Raw genomic sequence first — 14,218 nt, 5'->3', positions numbered from 1 at the left:
CCATGTCCGCTGTATCCGCCGGCTATCTGGCCTCCAAACCCCGCTACGAAATCCTCGACGGACTGCGCGGCGTTGCGGCGTTGATCGTGGTGGGTTTCCACCTGTTCGAGACCTACTCCCAAGGTCAGGCTTTCCAGATTCTCAACCACGGCTACCTGGCTGTCGATTTCTTTTTCGTGCTCTCGGGCTTCGTGATCGGCTATGCCTATGATGACCGTTGGAACCGCATGTCGCTCAGGGATTTCTTTAAGCGGCGGCTCATACGCCTGCATCCGATGGTGGTCATGGGATCGGTCATCGGGGCGCTGTTCTTCTACTTCCAGGCCGCGGCTTTCCCGATGATCGCCGACGTGGCCTGGTGGAAAGTGCTGCTCGTCTGCCTGCTGGCCTGCACAATCCTCCCCGCGCCTCCGGCGTGGGACATCCGCGGGTGGGGCGAAACCAGTCCGCTGAACGGTCCCGCGTGGTCGCTGCTCTACGAGTACATCGCCAATATCCTTTATGCACTCGTCATCCGCCGCTTTTCGAAACTCCTGCTCGGCGTCTTCGTGGCCGGAGCCGCGGTGCTGACCGTCGATCTCACGCTGAACCTCAATCTATTCGGATTGCTCTCTGCGGACCGCTCCGTGGCATGGACTGTGATCGGCGGTTGGAGCATCACTCCGGAACAGGTTTACATCGGCTTCTCGCGCCTGCTGTACCCCTTCTTCGCCGGCCTGCTGCTCTCGCGCCTCGGGGCGCTGATCCGGGTGCGGGGTGCGTTCTGGTGGTGTTCGCTGCTGGTTGCGGCGGCACTGGTCATGCCCCATGTCGGCGACCCCTCGACACCGTGGTTCAACGGCGTTTATCAGGCGTTGGTGATCCTGCTCGTCTTTCCGCTGATCGTCTCGATGGGCGCCGGAAGCCGCGTCACGGATGCCAGATCCGTTGCCGTCTGCAAATTCCTCGGCGAAATATCCTATCCGCTTTACATCACGCATTATCCGCTGGTCTATATGCAGATGGCGTGGGCGGCAAGCAATCCCGAAGCTCCGCTCGGCACACATATCTTCGTCAGCGTCTCGGTATTCATCATGTCTGTCGGACTGGCCTGGGCCTGCCTGAAACTCTACGACCTGCCCGTCCGCGAGTGGCTCACCCGCCCCCGCCTAAGAGGCGGGGTTTAGGGACGACGGGCTGTTATAATGCTATATTCGGCCGGTTCTGCGTTTCTGCCGATAAAAACAGCCGCTCCATTCGGGGCGGCTGTTCTCGTTCTGTATGTCGTGGCGTTTACTTGCCGAAAGCGGCCTTGATCTTGTCGGTGGCCTTTTTCAGCAGCTCCTCGGGGCAGCAGAGGGTGATGCGGATGTAGTGCTTGCCTTCCGATCCGAAGATTCCTCCAGGGGTCAGGAACACGTCGGTCTTCTCCATCACCTCGTCCGAGAATGCGAAGCTGTCGCCCTCGTAGCCCTCGGGCAGCTCGGCCCATACGAACAGGCCGGCCTGACCCTTGCGGTAGCGGCATCCCAGAGCGTCGAGCAGCTCGTAAGCCTGCTTCTCCCGGCCGTAGTAGATGTCGTTCAGTTCTTTGAACCACTCCTCGCCCAGCGCCAGTGCCGTGTCGGCAGCGGCCTGGATGGGGTAGAACATACCTGAGTCCATGTTCGACTTGAAGGTGAGGATCGAGTCGATCCACTCCTTTTTGCCCACTACGACGCCCACGCGCCAGCCGGCCATCGAGTGGCCTTTCGACAGCGAGTTCATCTCCAGCGCCACGTCTTTCGCGCCCTCGGCCTCCATGATCGAGATCGGGTGCTCGGCGTTGCGGATAAAGCTGTAGGGGTTGTCGTGCACGATCAGGATATTGTGCTTGGCGCCGAAGTCGATGATCTTCTGGAACAGCTCCATCGAGGGGGTCTGTCCCGTCGGCATGTTGGGATAGTTGACGAGCATCATCTTCACGCCGTCGAGCCCTGCCTTTTCGATGGCGTCGAAATCGGGGTAGAAATTGGTCTGCTTATTCAGCGAGTAGGGAAGCATCTCGCCGCCTGCCAGGCGTACGGCCGCCGAATAGGTGGGGTAGCCGGGGTTGGGGACGAGGACTTTGTCGCCCTTATTGAGGAACGTCATGCAGATATGCATGATGCCTTCCTTCGAGCCGATCAGGGGCAGTACCTCCGATTTGAAATCGAGGTCGGTGCGGTACCATTTCTTATACCAGTCGGCAAAAGCCTTGCGCAGGATGGGTTCGCCCTGATAGGACATGTACTTGTGCACGTCGGGACGCTGAGCCTCTTTTGCGAGGCGGTCGATCACGGACTGGTGGGGCGGAAGGTCGGGGCTGCCCATGGCCAGTTTGACGATCTGGCGGCCGGTTGCCGCCTCAATCTCGGCGATCTCGCGCAGACGGCGCGAAAAATAGTACTCTCCGATGCCGTCCAGCCGGTGCGAACGGGCGATGTTAACTGCTTTTGCCATAGCTTGAAATTATGTTTGGGATTATGCTTTCCGGGCAAAGATAGGGAAATAATGGAAATATTAAAAAATTATAGGAACAAAAAAAGCGGCCGGAGCCGCTTTTTGTTATAATGCAAACAAGATGAATATTTGTGCTGTCAAAACGCGCAGGAACATCACCACCGGATAGACCGTCGAATAGCCCACGGCGGGCATGTCGTTCCCGGCCGTGGCATTGGCATAGGCCAGTGCCGGGGGATCGGTCATCGCGCCGGCGATCAGTCCCATCAGCGTATAGTAGTTCATTTTCAGTTTCAGCCGCGCGAAAAACGAGACGATCAGCAGGGGTACGATCGTGATTATCACACCGTAGCCGATCCAGCGGTAGCCGCCTCCGACGATGGCGTCGATAAATCCGTCCCCGGCGCCGATTCCCACGGCCGCAAGGAACAGCGCGATGCCGATTTCGCGCAGCATCAGATTGGCGCTCATGGTGGTATAGGTCACCAGGTGGAAATGGGTTCCGAAGCGCCCGATCAGGATAGCCACGATCAGCGGACCGCCCGCCAGACCCAGCTTCACGGGCTGCGGAACGTTCATCAGGGGAATCGATCCCAGCAGCACTCCGAGAGCGATGCCCACGAAGATCGTCACCAGATTGGGCTGGTTGAGTTTTTTGAGCGAGTTGCCCAGCACGTCGGCCACCTGCGTCACGGCCTTCTCGGGTCCCACGACCATCACGCGGTCGCCGACCTGCAGTTCGAGCCCCTGGTAGGGGATCAGGTCCACGCCGGCGCGGTTGACGCGGGTGATCGTGATGCCGTATTTGGTCCGCAGGCGGAGGTCGGAGAATTTCTTGCCGTTGATCGACGATTTGGTGATCAGGATGCGCCGAGAGATCAGCTCGGCGTTGGGCGTGTTGTTGCCCCAATCCTCGTCGGTGAGCTCCACGCGGTGTCCGAAGAAGGCCACGACGGCTTCGACATCCTCGGCCTGGCAGATGATCCAGAGTTTATCGCCCAGACGGAGCACGCTGTCGGCGTCGGCCATCGTGATCTCCCCGTCGGCATGGCGGATGCGCGAGATCACGAACTGGCGGTTGACCAGGTCGCGCATGTATTCCACCGTGCGTCCGTCGAGCATCGAGTTGGTGAACTCCACGGAAACCTTTTCGGCGAATTTCTGCTCCTTGGCCAGCGCAGCCAATGCCTCGTCCTCCTTTTCGAATTTCACACGCAGTGCGTAACGGATGAAGATCATCGTGAAGATGATGCCCACCACGCCCAGCGGATAGGCCACGGCATAGCCCAATGCAACGTTGGGGTCGCTGAACCCCGAAGCGTCGGCATAGGCCTGCTGCGCGGCACCCAGCCCGGGGGTGTTGGTCACGGCGCCCGAAAGGATGCCGACCATTGTGGGAATGGGCGTCCCGGTCACGACGTGGATGACATAGGCTGTTGCGACGCCCAGCAGGACGATCGCCGCGGCACATCCCACGAGGGTGATTCCGCCGTGTTTGAACGACGCGAAGAATCCCGGACCGACCTGCAGGCCGATCGAAAAGACGAAAAGGATCAGTCCGAATTCCTGCACGAAATGGCGCACTTCACCGTCGACGGTCATTCCGAAATGGCTGAAAAGAATGCCGACGAACAATATCCATGTGACACCCAGCGATATGCCTCCGATTTTGACTTTTCCCAACAGGATGCCGATAGTGATTACCAACGCGAAAATAAGTACGGCATGAGCGATGCCGTTGCCGAAGAACAGGGTATACAACCACTCCATATTAACCTAATTTTGTGCTGTTTGTCGAGTCGGGCGCAAAATTACTACATATTGCAGAATTTAAAAAACTTTTCGGAAAAAGAATTTTCCTCAATACAGATACCGCTCCATCAGCGGCATCAGCAGCGCCGTCGCCAATCCCATCAGGGCCATTGCCAAGCCGCTCAGGGCCCCTTCGGCGGCTCCCATTTCGATGGCCCGGGCCGTTCCGATGCCGTGGGCCGCGGCTCCGAGTGCAAATCCCCGTGCTTCGGGGTCGCGGACTCCGCAGCGGCGCAGTATCCATTCGCCGAAGATGCTACCGAAAATCCCCACGCAGAAAACCACCACCGACGTGACCGACACGTTGCCGCCCAGCGGTCCCGAGACCGATACGGCGATCGGCACCGTCACCGATTTTGGAGCGATGGAGGTCAATATCTGCCGTTCGGCGCCGAACGCCATGGCGATATAGACCACGCTCAGCACCCCCGCGACGCATCCTGCGAGCGTGGCTACGGCCACGGGCAGCAGGCTTCCGCGCAGGCGTTCCAACTGTTCGTAGAGGAGGTATCCCAATGCCACGACCGACATGCCGAGGGCGAAATTGAGTATTCCGGTCGCCTCCTGATAGCGTGCATAACCGATTCCGGCGCAACGCAGGAAGACGATCACGGCGATGAATGTCAGCAGCACGGGATGTAGCAGCGGCAGCCGTGTGCGGCGGTAGATTATGCCGCCCAGACAATAAAGCCCCACGGTGAGGGTCAGCAGGAAGAGGTCCGAGGTGAGGAATGAGGTGTCAGGCATCGTGGCGGAGGTGTTTGATATGCCGCAGGCGAATGCGGCGGTTCAGGCTTTGGAAGGTCTTGCCCGTGATGAGCAGCACGATGATTGTCGAGACGATTCCCGAGACCACGATAGCCCCGAGGTTTTCGAGGATCACCCGGTAGGAGTCCATCAGTCCTACGCCGTAGGGCACGAAGAAGAGGGCCATGGCCCCTAAAAGGAAGCGCGCCGCGGGGCGTACCGTCTCGGCCCGCACCCAGCGCAGGCACAGCGCCGCGAAGAGGAGGATCATGCCGATGATGTTTCCCGAGACATACCCTCCGGTCGCGAGGCTCAGCGCATTGCCGATGAGCCAGAAAAGCAGGATGTAGAAAAGTCCGACCACGTTTCGTTCTTGTTTGCGGCCGCAAAGATAGGGTTTAATTCTTTCGGTTGAACTTTTTATGCGGACATTGTGCCGAGGGGCACGATGCACAACCCCCTCGCCGCTTGCCGCACACGAACCGCCAAAGCCGCACTGCTACGACTGCCGCCGCAGCGATCCCGATGGCCCATACGATATAATCCTGCCAGCCCATTGCTTAGAATATCAAAGCGATACGGTAGACAATCCACGCCATGAACCACGCCAGCGCCGTGTTGTAAATGACCGATGCCGCGGCCCATTTCCACCCGGCTTCGGCTCCGATGGCCACCACCGTGGCGATGCAGGGGACGTAGAGCAGGATGAAGACGAGGAATGCCAGCGCCGAGGCGGTCGAGAAATCGCCGCTCGCCAGCAATCGCTGCGACAATGAGGCCGTTTCCTCCTCCCCGGTGGGTTCGGCGAACTTTTCCGTGACAGATTCCGCGATGACGATTTCGGTCGGGCCGTCCGCACCGCCGATGATTTCCGTTCCGGCGGGCGTCGTCGCGGCGCCTTCGGAATAGAGCACGCCCAGCGTCGAGACCACGATCTCCTTGGCCGGGAGTCCCGACAACAGCGCCACGCTGGCTTTCCAGTTGAATCCCAGGGGGCTGAACACCGGTTCGCACCCTTTGCCCAGACGTCCCAGGTAGGAATTTTCATAGTGGGCTTCGGTCCCGGCACTCTCCTCCGTGCGGGGGTAGTAACTCAGGAACCAGACGACCACCGAGGCGATCAGGATCATGCCGCCCATCTTCTTAAGGTATTGCGCGCACTTGTCCCACATGTGCGTAAGGGTCGTTTTCCACGTCGGAAGACGGTAGGGCGGAAGCTCCATTACGAACGGCGTCTCGTCCACAGGGAAGAGGAATCGCCGCATCAGCCGCGCCGTGACGACAGCCAGTACGATGCCCAGCACGTAGAGCCCCAGCATTACCGACCCGGCGTTCGCGGCGAAGAACGTTCCCGCCAGCAGCAGGTAGATCGGGATGCGGGCGCTGCACGACATGAACGGTGTAATAAGTATGGTTATCAGGCGACTGCTGCGGCTTTCGATGGTCCGGCTGGCCATGATCGCGGGCACGTTGCAGCCGAATCCCATGATAAGCGGAATGAACGATTTTCCGTGCAGCCCGATGCGGTGCATCACGCGGTCCATGATGAACGCCGCACGGGCCAGGTAGCCCGAATCCTCCATGAACGAGATGAAGAGGTAGAGGATCATGATGTTCGGGAGGAAGACGATGACGGCGCCCACGCCGCCGATGATGCCGTCGACCAGCAGGTCGCGCAGCGGTCCTGCGGGCAGCAGGGCGTCCATTCCGCTGCCGATCCATCCCACCAGTGCGTCGATCCACTCCTGCGGATAAGCCCCGAGGCTGAACGTGCACCAGAACATGAACCACATCAGTGCGAAGAAGATCGGGAACCCCCACAGCTTGTGTGTCACGAAAGTGTCGATCACGGCTGTCGTCGTGACCTCCTCGCGCCGCCCGGGGGTGAAGGTCTCTTTCAGGGCCCCTTGTATGAATCCGTATTTCTGGTTGGCGAAAGCCGTCTCGACATCCTCGCCCAATGCTTCGGTGATGCGCCGGGCTTCGCGGTCGCGGATTTCGGCCCACTCGGGATAGCGGCTGCATTCGCGGAGGCTCTTTTCAGCCTCGGCGTCGCCTTCGAGCATCTTCATCGCATAGTAGCGGGGCGGGAAAGCCTTGGGCAGCTCGCCGCGGTGTTCGCTCATGTCGCCGTTGAGCCTGCGCAGCCCCTCCTCGATCACAGGACCCATGTTGATATGGATATGCCGCACGCGCTCGTCGCGGTTCTCATAGACATCGATCACGGTGTCCAGCAGGGTGTCGATGCCGCGGTTGTTGCGTGCTTCGACGGGCACCATCGGCACACCCAGCATGCGGCCCAGATTTTCGTAATCGAGCGTGGCGCCGCTGGCGTGCAGTTCGTCGAACATATTGAGAGCCACCACCATGCGCGGGTTTATATCGATTAATTCTGTAGTTAAGTAGAGGTTACGCTCTAGGTTAGAGGCTACTACGGAGTTTATCACCACGTCGGGAGTGTGCGTGGCCAGGTGATGACGCACGTAACGTTCTTCGGGCGTGTAGGCCGAGAGGGCGTAGGTGCCGGGCAGGTCGGTGACCTCGAAGCGGTAGCCGCGGTAGATGCGGTTGCCGATCTTGGCTCCGACGGTCACACCGCTGTAGTTGCCCACGTGCTCGTGGCCGCCCGAGATGGCGTTGAACAGCGAGGTTTTACCGCTGTTGGGGTTGCCCACCAACGCCACCGTGATAGTCCGTGTGCGGCGTGTCACCACCTCGTCGATGCTCGTGCAGCATCCTGCGTCGGGTTCCGTGGCCGTGAGTTCCTCGTCCTGTTCCGGTTTTCCGACGGGCTCGTGGTGATGATCGTGGCGATGACGACGCTGATCTCCGCCGCCTGCGAGGTATTCGTGGGCCTCACTGTCGGTGAGCACCTCGACCATGTCGGCCTCGCTGCGCCGCAGCGAGATGTCGTAACCCATGATCTTGTATTCGATCGGGTCCTTCAGGGGCGCGTTCAGGAGCACTTCGACCCGCTGTCCGCGGACGAATCCCATCTCCATAATGCGGCGGCGGAAGCCTCCGTGGCCCATCACTTTGACGATTGTCCCCGATTCACCGGTTTTAAGTTCGGATAGACGCATTTTCTTCTGTTTTGCGTCCAAAGGTACGACTTTACGCCGATATGTGCAATCCCAATTTGTAGGTACCCGCCTAAAAGGCGGGTTTTAGGGGCCTCCTGCCGTTGTCGCGCTCTCAATCCGGATTTCCGCTGCCGCTCCAGCCGCCGCCCAGCGCTTTGCAAAGCGTGACATAGTTGATATACTGCTGTGCCACGAGGTTTACCAGCTCCATCTGCGTCTGGTAGAGGCTGCGCTCGGCATCGATCACGTCGAGGTAGTCCGACAGTCCGCTACGGTAGAGGGCGCGGGTCATCGTGGCGATGCGGTCGTTCGAGAGCACCAGTTCGCCTGTTCGCCCGGTCTGGTCACGATAGGTCGTGATGGCCACCAACGCCTTCTCGACATCGGCAAAAGCCGTGAGCACGGTCTGTTCATAGGTCTTGGCCGACTGCGTGTAGGCCGCCATCGCGGCCCGTTCGGCGTTGCGGAGCTTCCCGAAGCCAAAGATCGGTTCGGCGATGGACCCCAGTGCGTCCCACGCCCAGGGGTTTGCCGCAGTTAAACCTTTGATTGAGCCGGAAGCCACTCCGCCTTTGGCAGTCAGCGAGATGGATGGAAACCGGGCGCTTCGTGCCTGCCCGGCCCGTGCGGCGGCCTGCAACATGTTGAAATGTGCTTCGCGGATGTCGGGACGCCGTTTCAGAAGTTCCGACGGCAGGCCCACGGGAATCTCCGCAGGCCGGTAGTCGGTCAGCAGGCGGAGGCCCGCCCCGGAAAGCTGCACCCGCGAGGGCGTTTCGCCCAGCAGAATGCCCATCGAGAGCCATGTCTGCTCCACGGCGCGGCTGTATTGCGGAACGTCGGCTTCGGCGGTGTAGACCAAACTCCGGGCCTGCTCCAGCGCGACGCCGTCGGACATGCCGTAGCGGAACATCGAATCGATCAGCGCGGCCGATTCACGCCGCAGTTGGAGGGTCTGCCGGGCTATCGAGAGGTCGCGCTCGTATTCCAGCAGCGTGAAGTAGGTCGTGGCGACCTCGGCGGCCAGCGAGAGGCGGACGCCTGCCAAAGCCCATTCCGAAGCCGCTATTTCAGCCTTGGCAGCGCGTTTGGCGTTGCGCAGGGCCCCGAAGAGCGAGAGCTCCCACGAAAGGGTCGGCTCGACGGCATACGACTGCACGATTTTGGTTTCAGGGGTGTATTCGCCCCCGGCCGAAGCCCCGACGCCGATCTGGGGCAGGTATTGCGCCCGCACGTTCCGGAGATTGGCCCGGGCCTCCTCGACCCGTGCGGCGGCAGCGGCCACATCGCGGTTGTTCGTCAGCGCCCGTTCCACGAAGGCGTTGAGCGTCGTGTCGCCGAACAGCTCCCACCAGCGTTCGCCCACGCCCGTCGTGTCCTGCGAGAAACCCTCGCCGTAGATGTAGCGGTCGGGCGTGGCGACCTGCGGCGGGTAGAATTTCGGGGTGCAGGCGGCCAGCATCACGACGGCGGCGGTTATCGTAAGTTTCGTTTTCATTGTGCTTCCTCCGTTTTTTGACGTTCGCGGCGCTGTTCGAAGCGACCGATCTTCCCGACGAAATAGTAAAGCGCGGGGTAGACGAAGATGCCCAGCAGGGTGGCGAACAACATGCCGCCCACGAGCGCCACGCCCATGATGTTGCGGGCCGTGGCATAGACCCCGCTGGCGAAGACGAGCGGCATGACGCCGAGGATAAAGGCGAAGGCGGTCATGATGATCGGCCTTACGCGCAGCTTCGCGGCCCCGATGGCCGCGTCCATCAGCGACGCACCCTGCTCGCGGAACAGCCGGTCGGCATATTCGACGACCAGAATGGCGTTCTTGGCCGCCAGCCCGATCAGCATGACGAGTGAAATCTGCATGTAGATGTCGTTGACATAGAGCGCATTCATCAGGTGCGTCCCGCCGACGAACAGCACGGCGCCGAGCACCGCCACCGGGACGCTCATCAGGATCGCCAGCGGCAGTCCCCACGATTCGTACAGGGCCGCCAGCGCGAGGAACACGAACACGAGCGCCAGCGCATAGACCAGCCCGCCGGTCTTCGAGGCGTTGGCCTCCTGGTAGGAGGTGCCGCTCCACGCCGTGCCGATGTCGTCGGGCAGCACGTCGGCGGCCGTCGCGGTGATCTCCTGCATGACGGTCGTGGTCGAAGCCCGTGCGGCAGGGGTGACGGTAAGCGATATGGAGCGGTAGAGGTTGAACTGCGAGACGTACTCCACGCCCACGGTGTCGGCCACCTCGACGAGCGACGCCACGGGGACGCTTTCGCCCGACGCCGAGGTGACATAGTAGCTGTCCAACGACCGCCGGTCGAGGCGGTAGTCGGGCGCGGCCTGCATATAGGTTTGGTAGAGCTTGCCGAAGCGCGTGAAATTGTTGATGTAGGCGCCGCCCAGCAGGGTGGTCAGTTCACCGTACAGCGTTCCGAGGTCCACGCCTGCGGCCAACGCCTGCTGTTTGTCGATGCGCAGCCGCCGCTGGGGCACTCCGGCGTTGAACTGCGTGGTGACGGAGGCTATGGAGGGACTTTTTCGCAGCGAGTCCATCAGCCGTCCGGCGTTTTCCAGCAGGTAGGCCGTGCCGCGCCCCTCGAGGTCCTGCACCTCTACCGAAACGCCCGAGGTGACGCCCAGCCCCGGGATCGAGGGCGGGATGAAAGCATAGCATTCGGCCCCGGCGACCGCTACGTAAAGTTCGTCGGTGAGTTTTTGTGCGATCTGCATGGCCGAAAGTTTGCGGTCGGAGTAGTCGACGAGTTTGACGAAGATGATGCCGCTCGACGTCGAGGCGATGCCGGCCATCATGTTGAATCCTGCGGCGAACGACGTGGAGGCGACTTCGGGAAGCGTACGGATCACGGCATCGGCGTCGGTCATGGCTTTTCGGGTCACTTGCAGCGACGAGGCTTCGGGCGTGGAGACCATCACCATCACATAGCCCTGATCTTCTTCGGGCAGGAATCCCGCGGGTAGCTTGCGCCATACGACGAAGATCACCCCCAGGACCACGGCCACGAAGACGCCCGTGCGGGCGACGTGGCGCATCAGCGTCGGGGTGAAGGTCGTATAGCGGTCCATCTGCCGGGCGAACCAGCGGTTGAAAGCCGCGAAGAACCCTTTCTGCGACGGTTCCCGATGGCGGAGCAGCAGGGCGCAGAGCGCCGGGGAGAGGGTCAGGGCGTTGAATGCCGAGATGACCACCGACACGGCGATCGTCACGGAGAACTGCTGGAACAGCCGTCCCGTGATGCCGCCCGTGAACGACACGGGAATAAAGACGGCCAGCAGTACGACGGTCGTGGCGACGATCGGCGAGGCCACGTTGCGCATGGCTTCCAGTGCCGCCGCACGGGGTTTCATGCCCCGCTCGATATTCACCTGCGCGGCCTCGACGACCACGATGGCGTCGTCGACCACAAGTCCGATCGCCAGCACGAGCCCCAGCAGCGAGATGATGTTGATCGAGAATCCGAGCAGGGGAAACAGCGCGAAAGCTCCCACGAGCGACACGGGGATCGCCACCAGCGGGATGACCGTCGCCCGCCAGTCCTGCAGGAAGAGGTAGATGATGAAGATGACGAGCAGGAGCGCGATGATGAGCGTGCGGAAGATGTCCTTCACGCCGGCGTCGATGCTCGTCGTGGTATCGACAATCGTGGCGGCTTCGATGCCGTCGGGGAAACGCTCCGCGAGCCGTTCCATCGCGGCTTTGACCTTGCCGCCGACGGCCACGGCGTTGCTGCCCGGCTGCTGGTAGACGACGATCATGGCCGTCGGATCGCTCTCGTAGGAGGAACTGACGCCGTAGGTCTGGCTGCCCAGCGACACCTCGGCGATGTCGCCCAGGCGGATCTGCTCGCCCGAGGAGGTGGTGCGCACAACGATGTCGGCAAACTCCCCGGCGGTGGAGATCTGCGGCGGCATGGTCACCGTATAGGTATAGGCCACGCCGTCGGGAGCCGGCTCGGCTCCGAACTGTCCGGCAGGGTAGATGCCGCCCTGCTTCTCGATGGCCGCCGTCACTTCGTCCACGGCGATGCCGTAGTATTTCAGCACGTCGGGCCGCAGCCAGATACGCATGGCGTACTCTCCGGCGCCCATGATCGAGACCTTGCCCACGCCGTCGATCTTCAGCAGTTCGTTCTGCAGGTTGATGTAGGCGTAGTTCGAGAGAAACTCCCCGTCGTAGCGGCCGTCGCTGTGGAGCGAGTAGACCATCAGGAATCCCGTCATGGTCTTGCGCGTGGTGACTCCCTGGCGGGTGACCGTCGCCGGAAGCTCGGCCGTGGCCGACGAAACGTTGTTCTGGGTGAAGATGGCGTCCAGATCGGGATCGGAGCCGATGTCGAACGTAACCTGCAGGGTCATCGACCCGTCGTTGGCCGAGGTGGCCTGCATGTAGAGCATGTCGCTGACACCCATCACGGCCTGTGCCACGGGCGTCGCCACGGCGTTGTTCACCGTCTCGGCATCGGCGCCGTCGTAGGTCGCCGAGACCTCCACGACCGGGGGCGTGATGTCGGGGTACTGCTCGATCGGCAGTTGCGTGATTGAGATCAGCCCCACGAGCACGATGACGATGGCCAGCGAGATGGCGAAGATCGGGCGCGAAACGAAAAATTTCTCCATAGGGCTACCTCTTTTCGGGAATCACCTTCGCGCCGTTGCGCAACTTCTGCTGCCCGGAAACCACGATCCGTTCACCCGGTTCCAACCCCTCGTCGATGCACCACAGCGCGCCGTAAGTGTCGCCCGGAGTGACGCGGCGGTACTGCGCCGTGCTGTCGGCCGTGACGACCCACACCGAACTGAGGTCCTGGGCCTGGCTCACGCCCTGCTGGGGCACGACGACGCGCGGTCGCACGGGGCCTACGTTGGCCTCCACACGGGCGAACTGCCCAGGTTTCAGCGTCTCGTCAGGATTGGGGAACATCACCACCAGCACGAGCGTCCCCGTGGTGGACGATACGTCCTTGCGCGTATAGTCGTAGAGCCCTGCGTGGGGATATTGCGTGCCGTCGGCCAGCACGAGGCGGATGTCCGAGAGCAGCCCCTCGTTGTCGTAGATCGACGTGCGGTCGCCGGCATAGCGGAGGTATTGCGACATCGGGATTGCCACGTCGACCGTCAGCGTGTCGATGTTCGACACGGTCGTCAGCACGCTGAACTGCGTACCGGGTCCCACGTAGTCGCCGACATGCGCCGCCGTATGCTCGATGATGCCGTCGATCGGGGAGCGCAGCTCGGCGTAGCCGACATTCATCCGGGCGCTGCTGAGCGTCTGTTCGGCCGCGCGCACCGAGGCTTCGGCGGCTTTCCATTGTGCGGTATACTGGTCCAGCTGCGACTGGCTGATGGCGTCGATCTTCGCCAGGGGCACCGCACGGTCGTAGTTGTTGCGTGCCTCGATGGCCTGCGCACGGGCCGATTCCAACTGGGCCTCGGCAGCCAGCATCGAGGTCGAAAGCTGGTCGGGATCGATGGTGAAGAGCAACTGTCCCCGTTTGACGGGCATGCCGTTGCCGTAGCGTTTCGACGACAGGTAACCGTTCACGCGCGGCTGGATCACGGCGTCGAAATTGCTCGCAAGGTAGCCGATAAAGCTCATCCGGTTGGGAACGGAGTCCACGGCGGCCTCGGCCACTTCGACCCGCAGGGGAGGCATCGCCTGCCGGGAAGCGTGTTTTCCGCAGCCCGTGAGAAGCGCTGCAAAGAGGCCTGCTGTAAGGTAGAATTTATCCATATAGGGTATGTTTTACCCCCGGGTAAGGGCAAAAAACGTACCGGTGCCCCCGTAAAATGGACTTTTTTGGTGAAAAAATGCTGTTTTTTCGTTCTCCGGGCGATTGAGTTTAGAATATTTTTATATCTTTGCGTTGATAACAAACCCAATTTAATAAATAAAACTATGAAAGAGTTAGTAGCAAAAATTAACGCAGAGTTTGAGGTATTTGCAGCCAATGCAGCTGCTCAGGTTGAGAAGAACAACAAAGCTGCCGGCACCCGTGCCCGTAAATCGGCTCTGGAGCTTTCGAAGCTGATGAAGGAGTTCCGCAAGGTTTCCGTAGACGCTGCGAAATAATTCGAACTCGGTTCACAATAAAGGCTGCCTT

Annotated in this window: 10 protein-coding genes; 2 read left to right on the top strand and 8 right to left on the bottom strand. The window is 61.0% G+C overall.

From position 1 onward, the window contains the following. Positions 1 to 2 precede the first annotated feature (2 nt). Positions 3 to 1,166 (top strand): acyltransferase family protein, encoded by a 1,164-nt coding sequence (locus tag BLU78_RS01970; protein WP_010259775.1) that lies wholly within the window; start codon positions 3 to 5, stop codon positions 1,164 to 1,166. Positions 1,167 to 1,272: 106 nt separating this feature from the next. Here BLU78_RS01970 and BLU78_RS01965 read toward each other — a convergent pair whose 3' ends face one another. The 8 genes from BLU78_RS01965 to BLU78_RS01930 all read right to left on the bottom strand — a co-directional run bounded on the left by BLU78_RS01965 (position 1,273) and on the right by BLU78_RS01930 (position 13,848). After that, positions 1,273 to 2,460 (bottom strand): pyridoxal phosphate-dependent aminotransferase, encoded by a 1,188-nt coding sequence (locus BLU78_RS01965; RefSeq protein WP_010259773.1) that lies wholly within the window; start codon positions 2,458 to 2,460, stop codon positions 1,273 to 1,275. A gap of 105 nt (positions 2,461 to 2,565) precedes the next feature. Continuing rightward, positions 2,566 to 4,230, bottom strand: coding sequence for a putative transporter (locus BLU78_RS01960; protein WP_010259771.1), 1,665 nt, complete (start codon positions 4,228 to 4,230; stop codon positions 2,566 to 2,568). A gap of 90 nt (positions 4,231 to 4,320) precedes the next feature. Then, entirely contained in the window at positions 4,321 to 5,019 is a 699-nt protein-coding gene (locus BLU78_RS01955; RefSeq protein WP_010259770.1) for an LrgB family protein, read from the bottom strand. Beyond that, positions 5,012 to 5,383 carry a CidA/LrgA family protein gene (locus tag BLU78_RS01950; protein WP_010259769.1) on the bottom strand — a complete coding sequence of 124 codons (372 nt, stop codon included), beginning with the start codon at positions 5,381 to 5,383 and terminating at the stop codon, positions 5,012 to 5,014. Before BLU78_RS01950 ends, BLU78_RS01955 begins: the two co-directional genes overlap by 8 nt. A 196-nt stretch (positions 5,384 to 5,579) precedes the next feature. After that, a complete protein-coding gene (feoB, locus tag BLU78_RS01945) occupies positions 5,580 to 8,102 on the bottom strand; it encodes a ferrous iron transport protein B (protein ID WP_026020600.1) in 2,523 nt (840 codons plus the stop codon). 112 nt (positions 8,103 to 8,214) lie between these two features. Next, positions 8,215 to 9,600, bottom strand: a complete 1,386-nt coding sequence (locus BLU78_RS01940) for an efflux transporter outer membrane subunit (RefSeq protein WP_010259766.1) — start codon at positions 9,598 to 9,600, stop codon at positions 8,215 to 8,217. Then, positions 9,597 to 12,734, bottom strand: coding sequence for an efflux RND transporter permease subunit (locus BLU78_RS01935; protein ID WP_010259764.1), 3,138 nt, complete (start codon positions 12,732 to 12,734; stop codon positions 9,597 to 9,599). The genes BLU78_RS01940 and BLU78_RS01935 overlap by 4 nt, the downstream gene beginning before the upstream one ends. A gap of 4 nt (positions 12,735 to 12,738) precedes the next feature. Beyond that, positions 12,739 to 13,848: an efflux RND transporter periplasmic adaptor subunit gene (locus tag BLU78_RS01930; RefSeq protein WP_010259763.1), complete on the bottom strand. Its 1,110-nt coding sequence runs from the start codon at positions 13,846 to 13,848 to the stop codon at positions 12,739 to 12,741. Between the two features lie 165 nt (positions 13,849 to 14,013). Between BLU78_RS01930 and BLU78_RS01925 the strand changes: the two genes are divergently transcribed. Then, entirely contained in the window at positions 14,014 to 14,187 is a 174-nt protein-coding gene (locus BLU78_RS01925) for a histone H1 (protein WP_010259762.1), read from the top strand. Positions 14,188 to 14,218 lie beyond the last annotated feature (31 nt).

This window comes from Alistipes timonensis JC136, assembly GCF_900107675.1.
GTDB classification, from domain to species: domain Bacteria; phylum Bacteroidota; class Bacteroidia; order Bacteroidales; family Rikenellaceae; genus Alistipes; species Alistipes timonensis.
The sequence above is the reverse complement of the archived record's forward strand: the minus strand, read 5'-3'. Positions and strand labels throughout refer to the sequence as shown.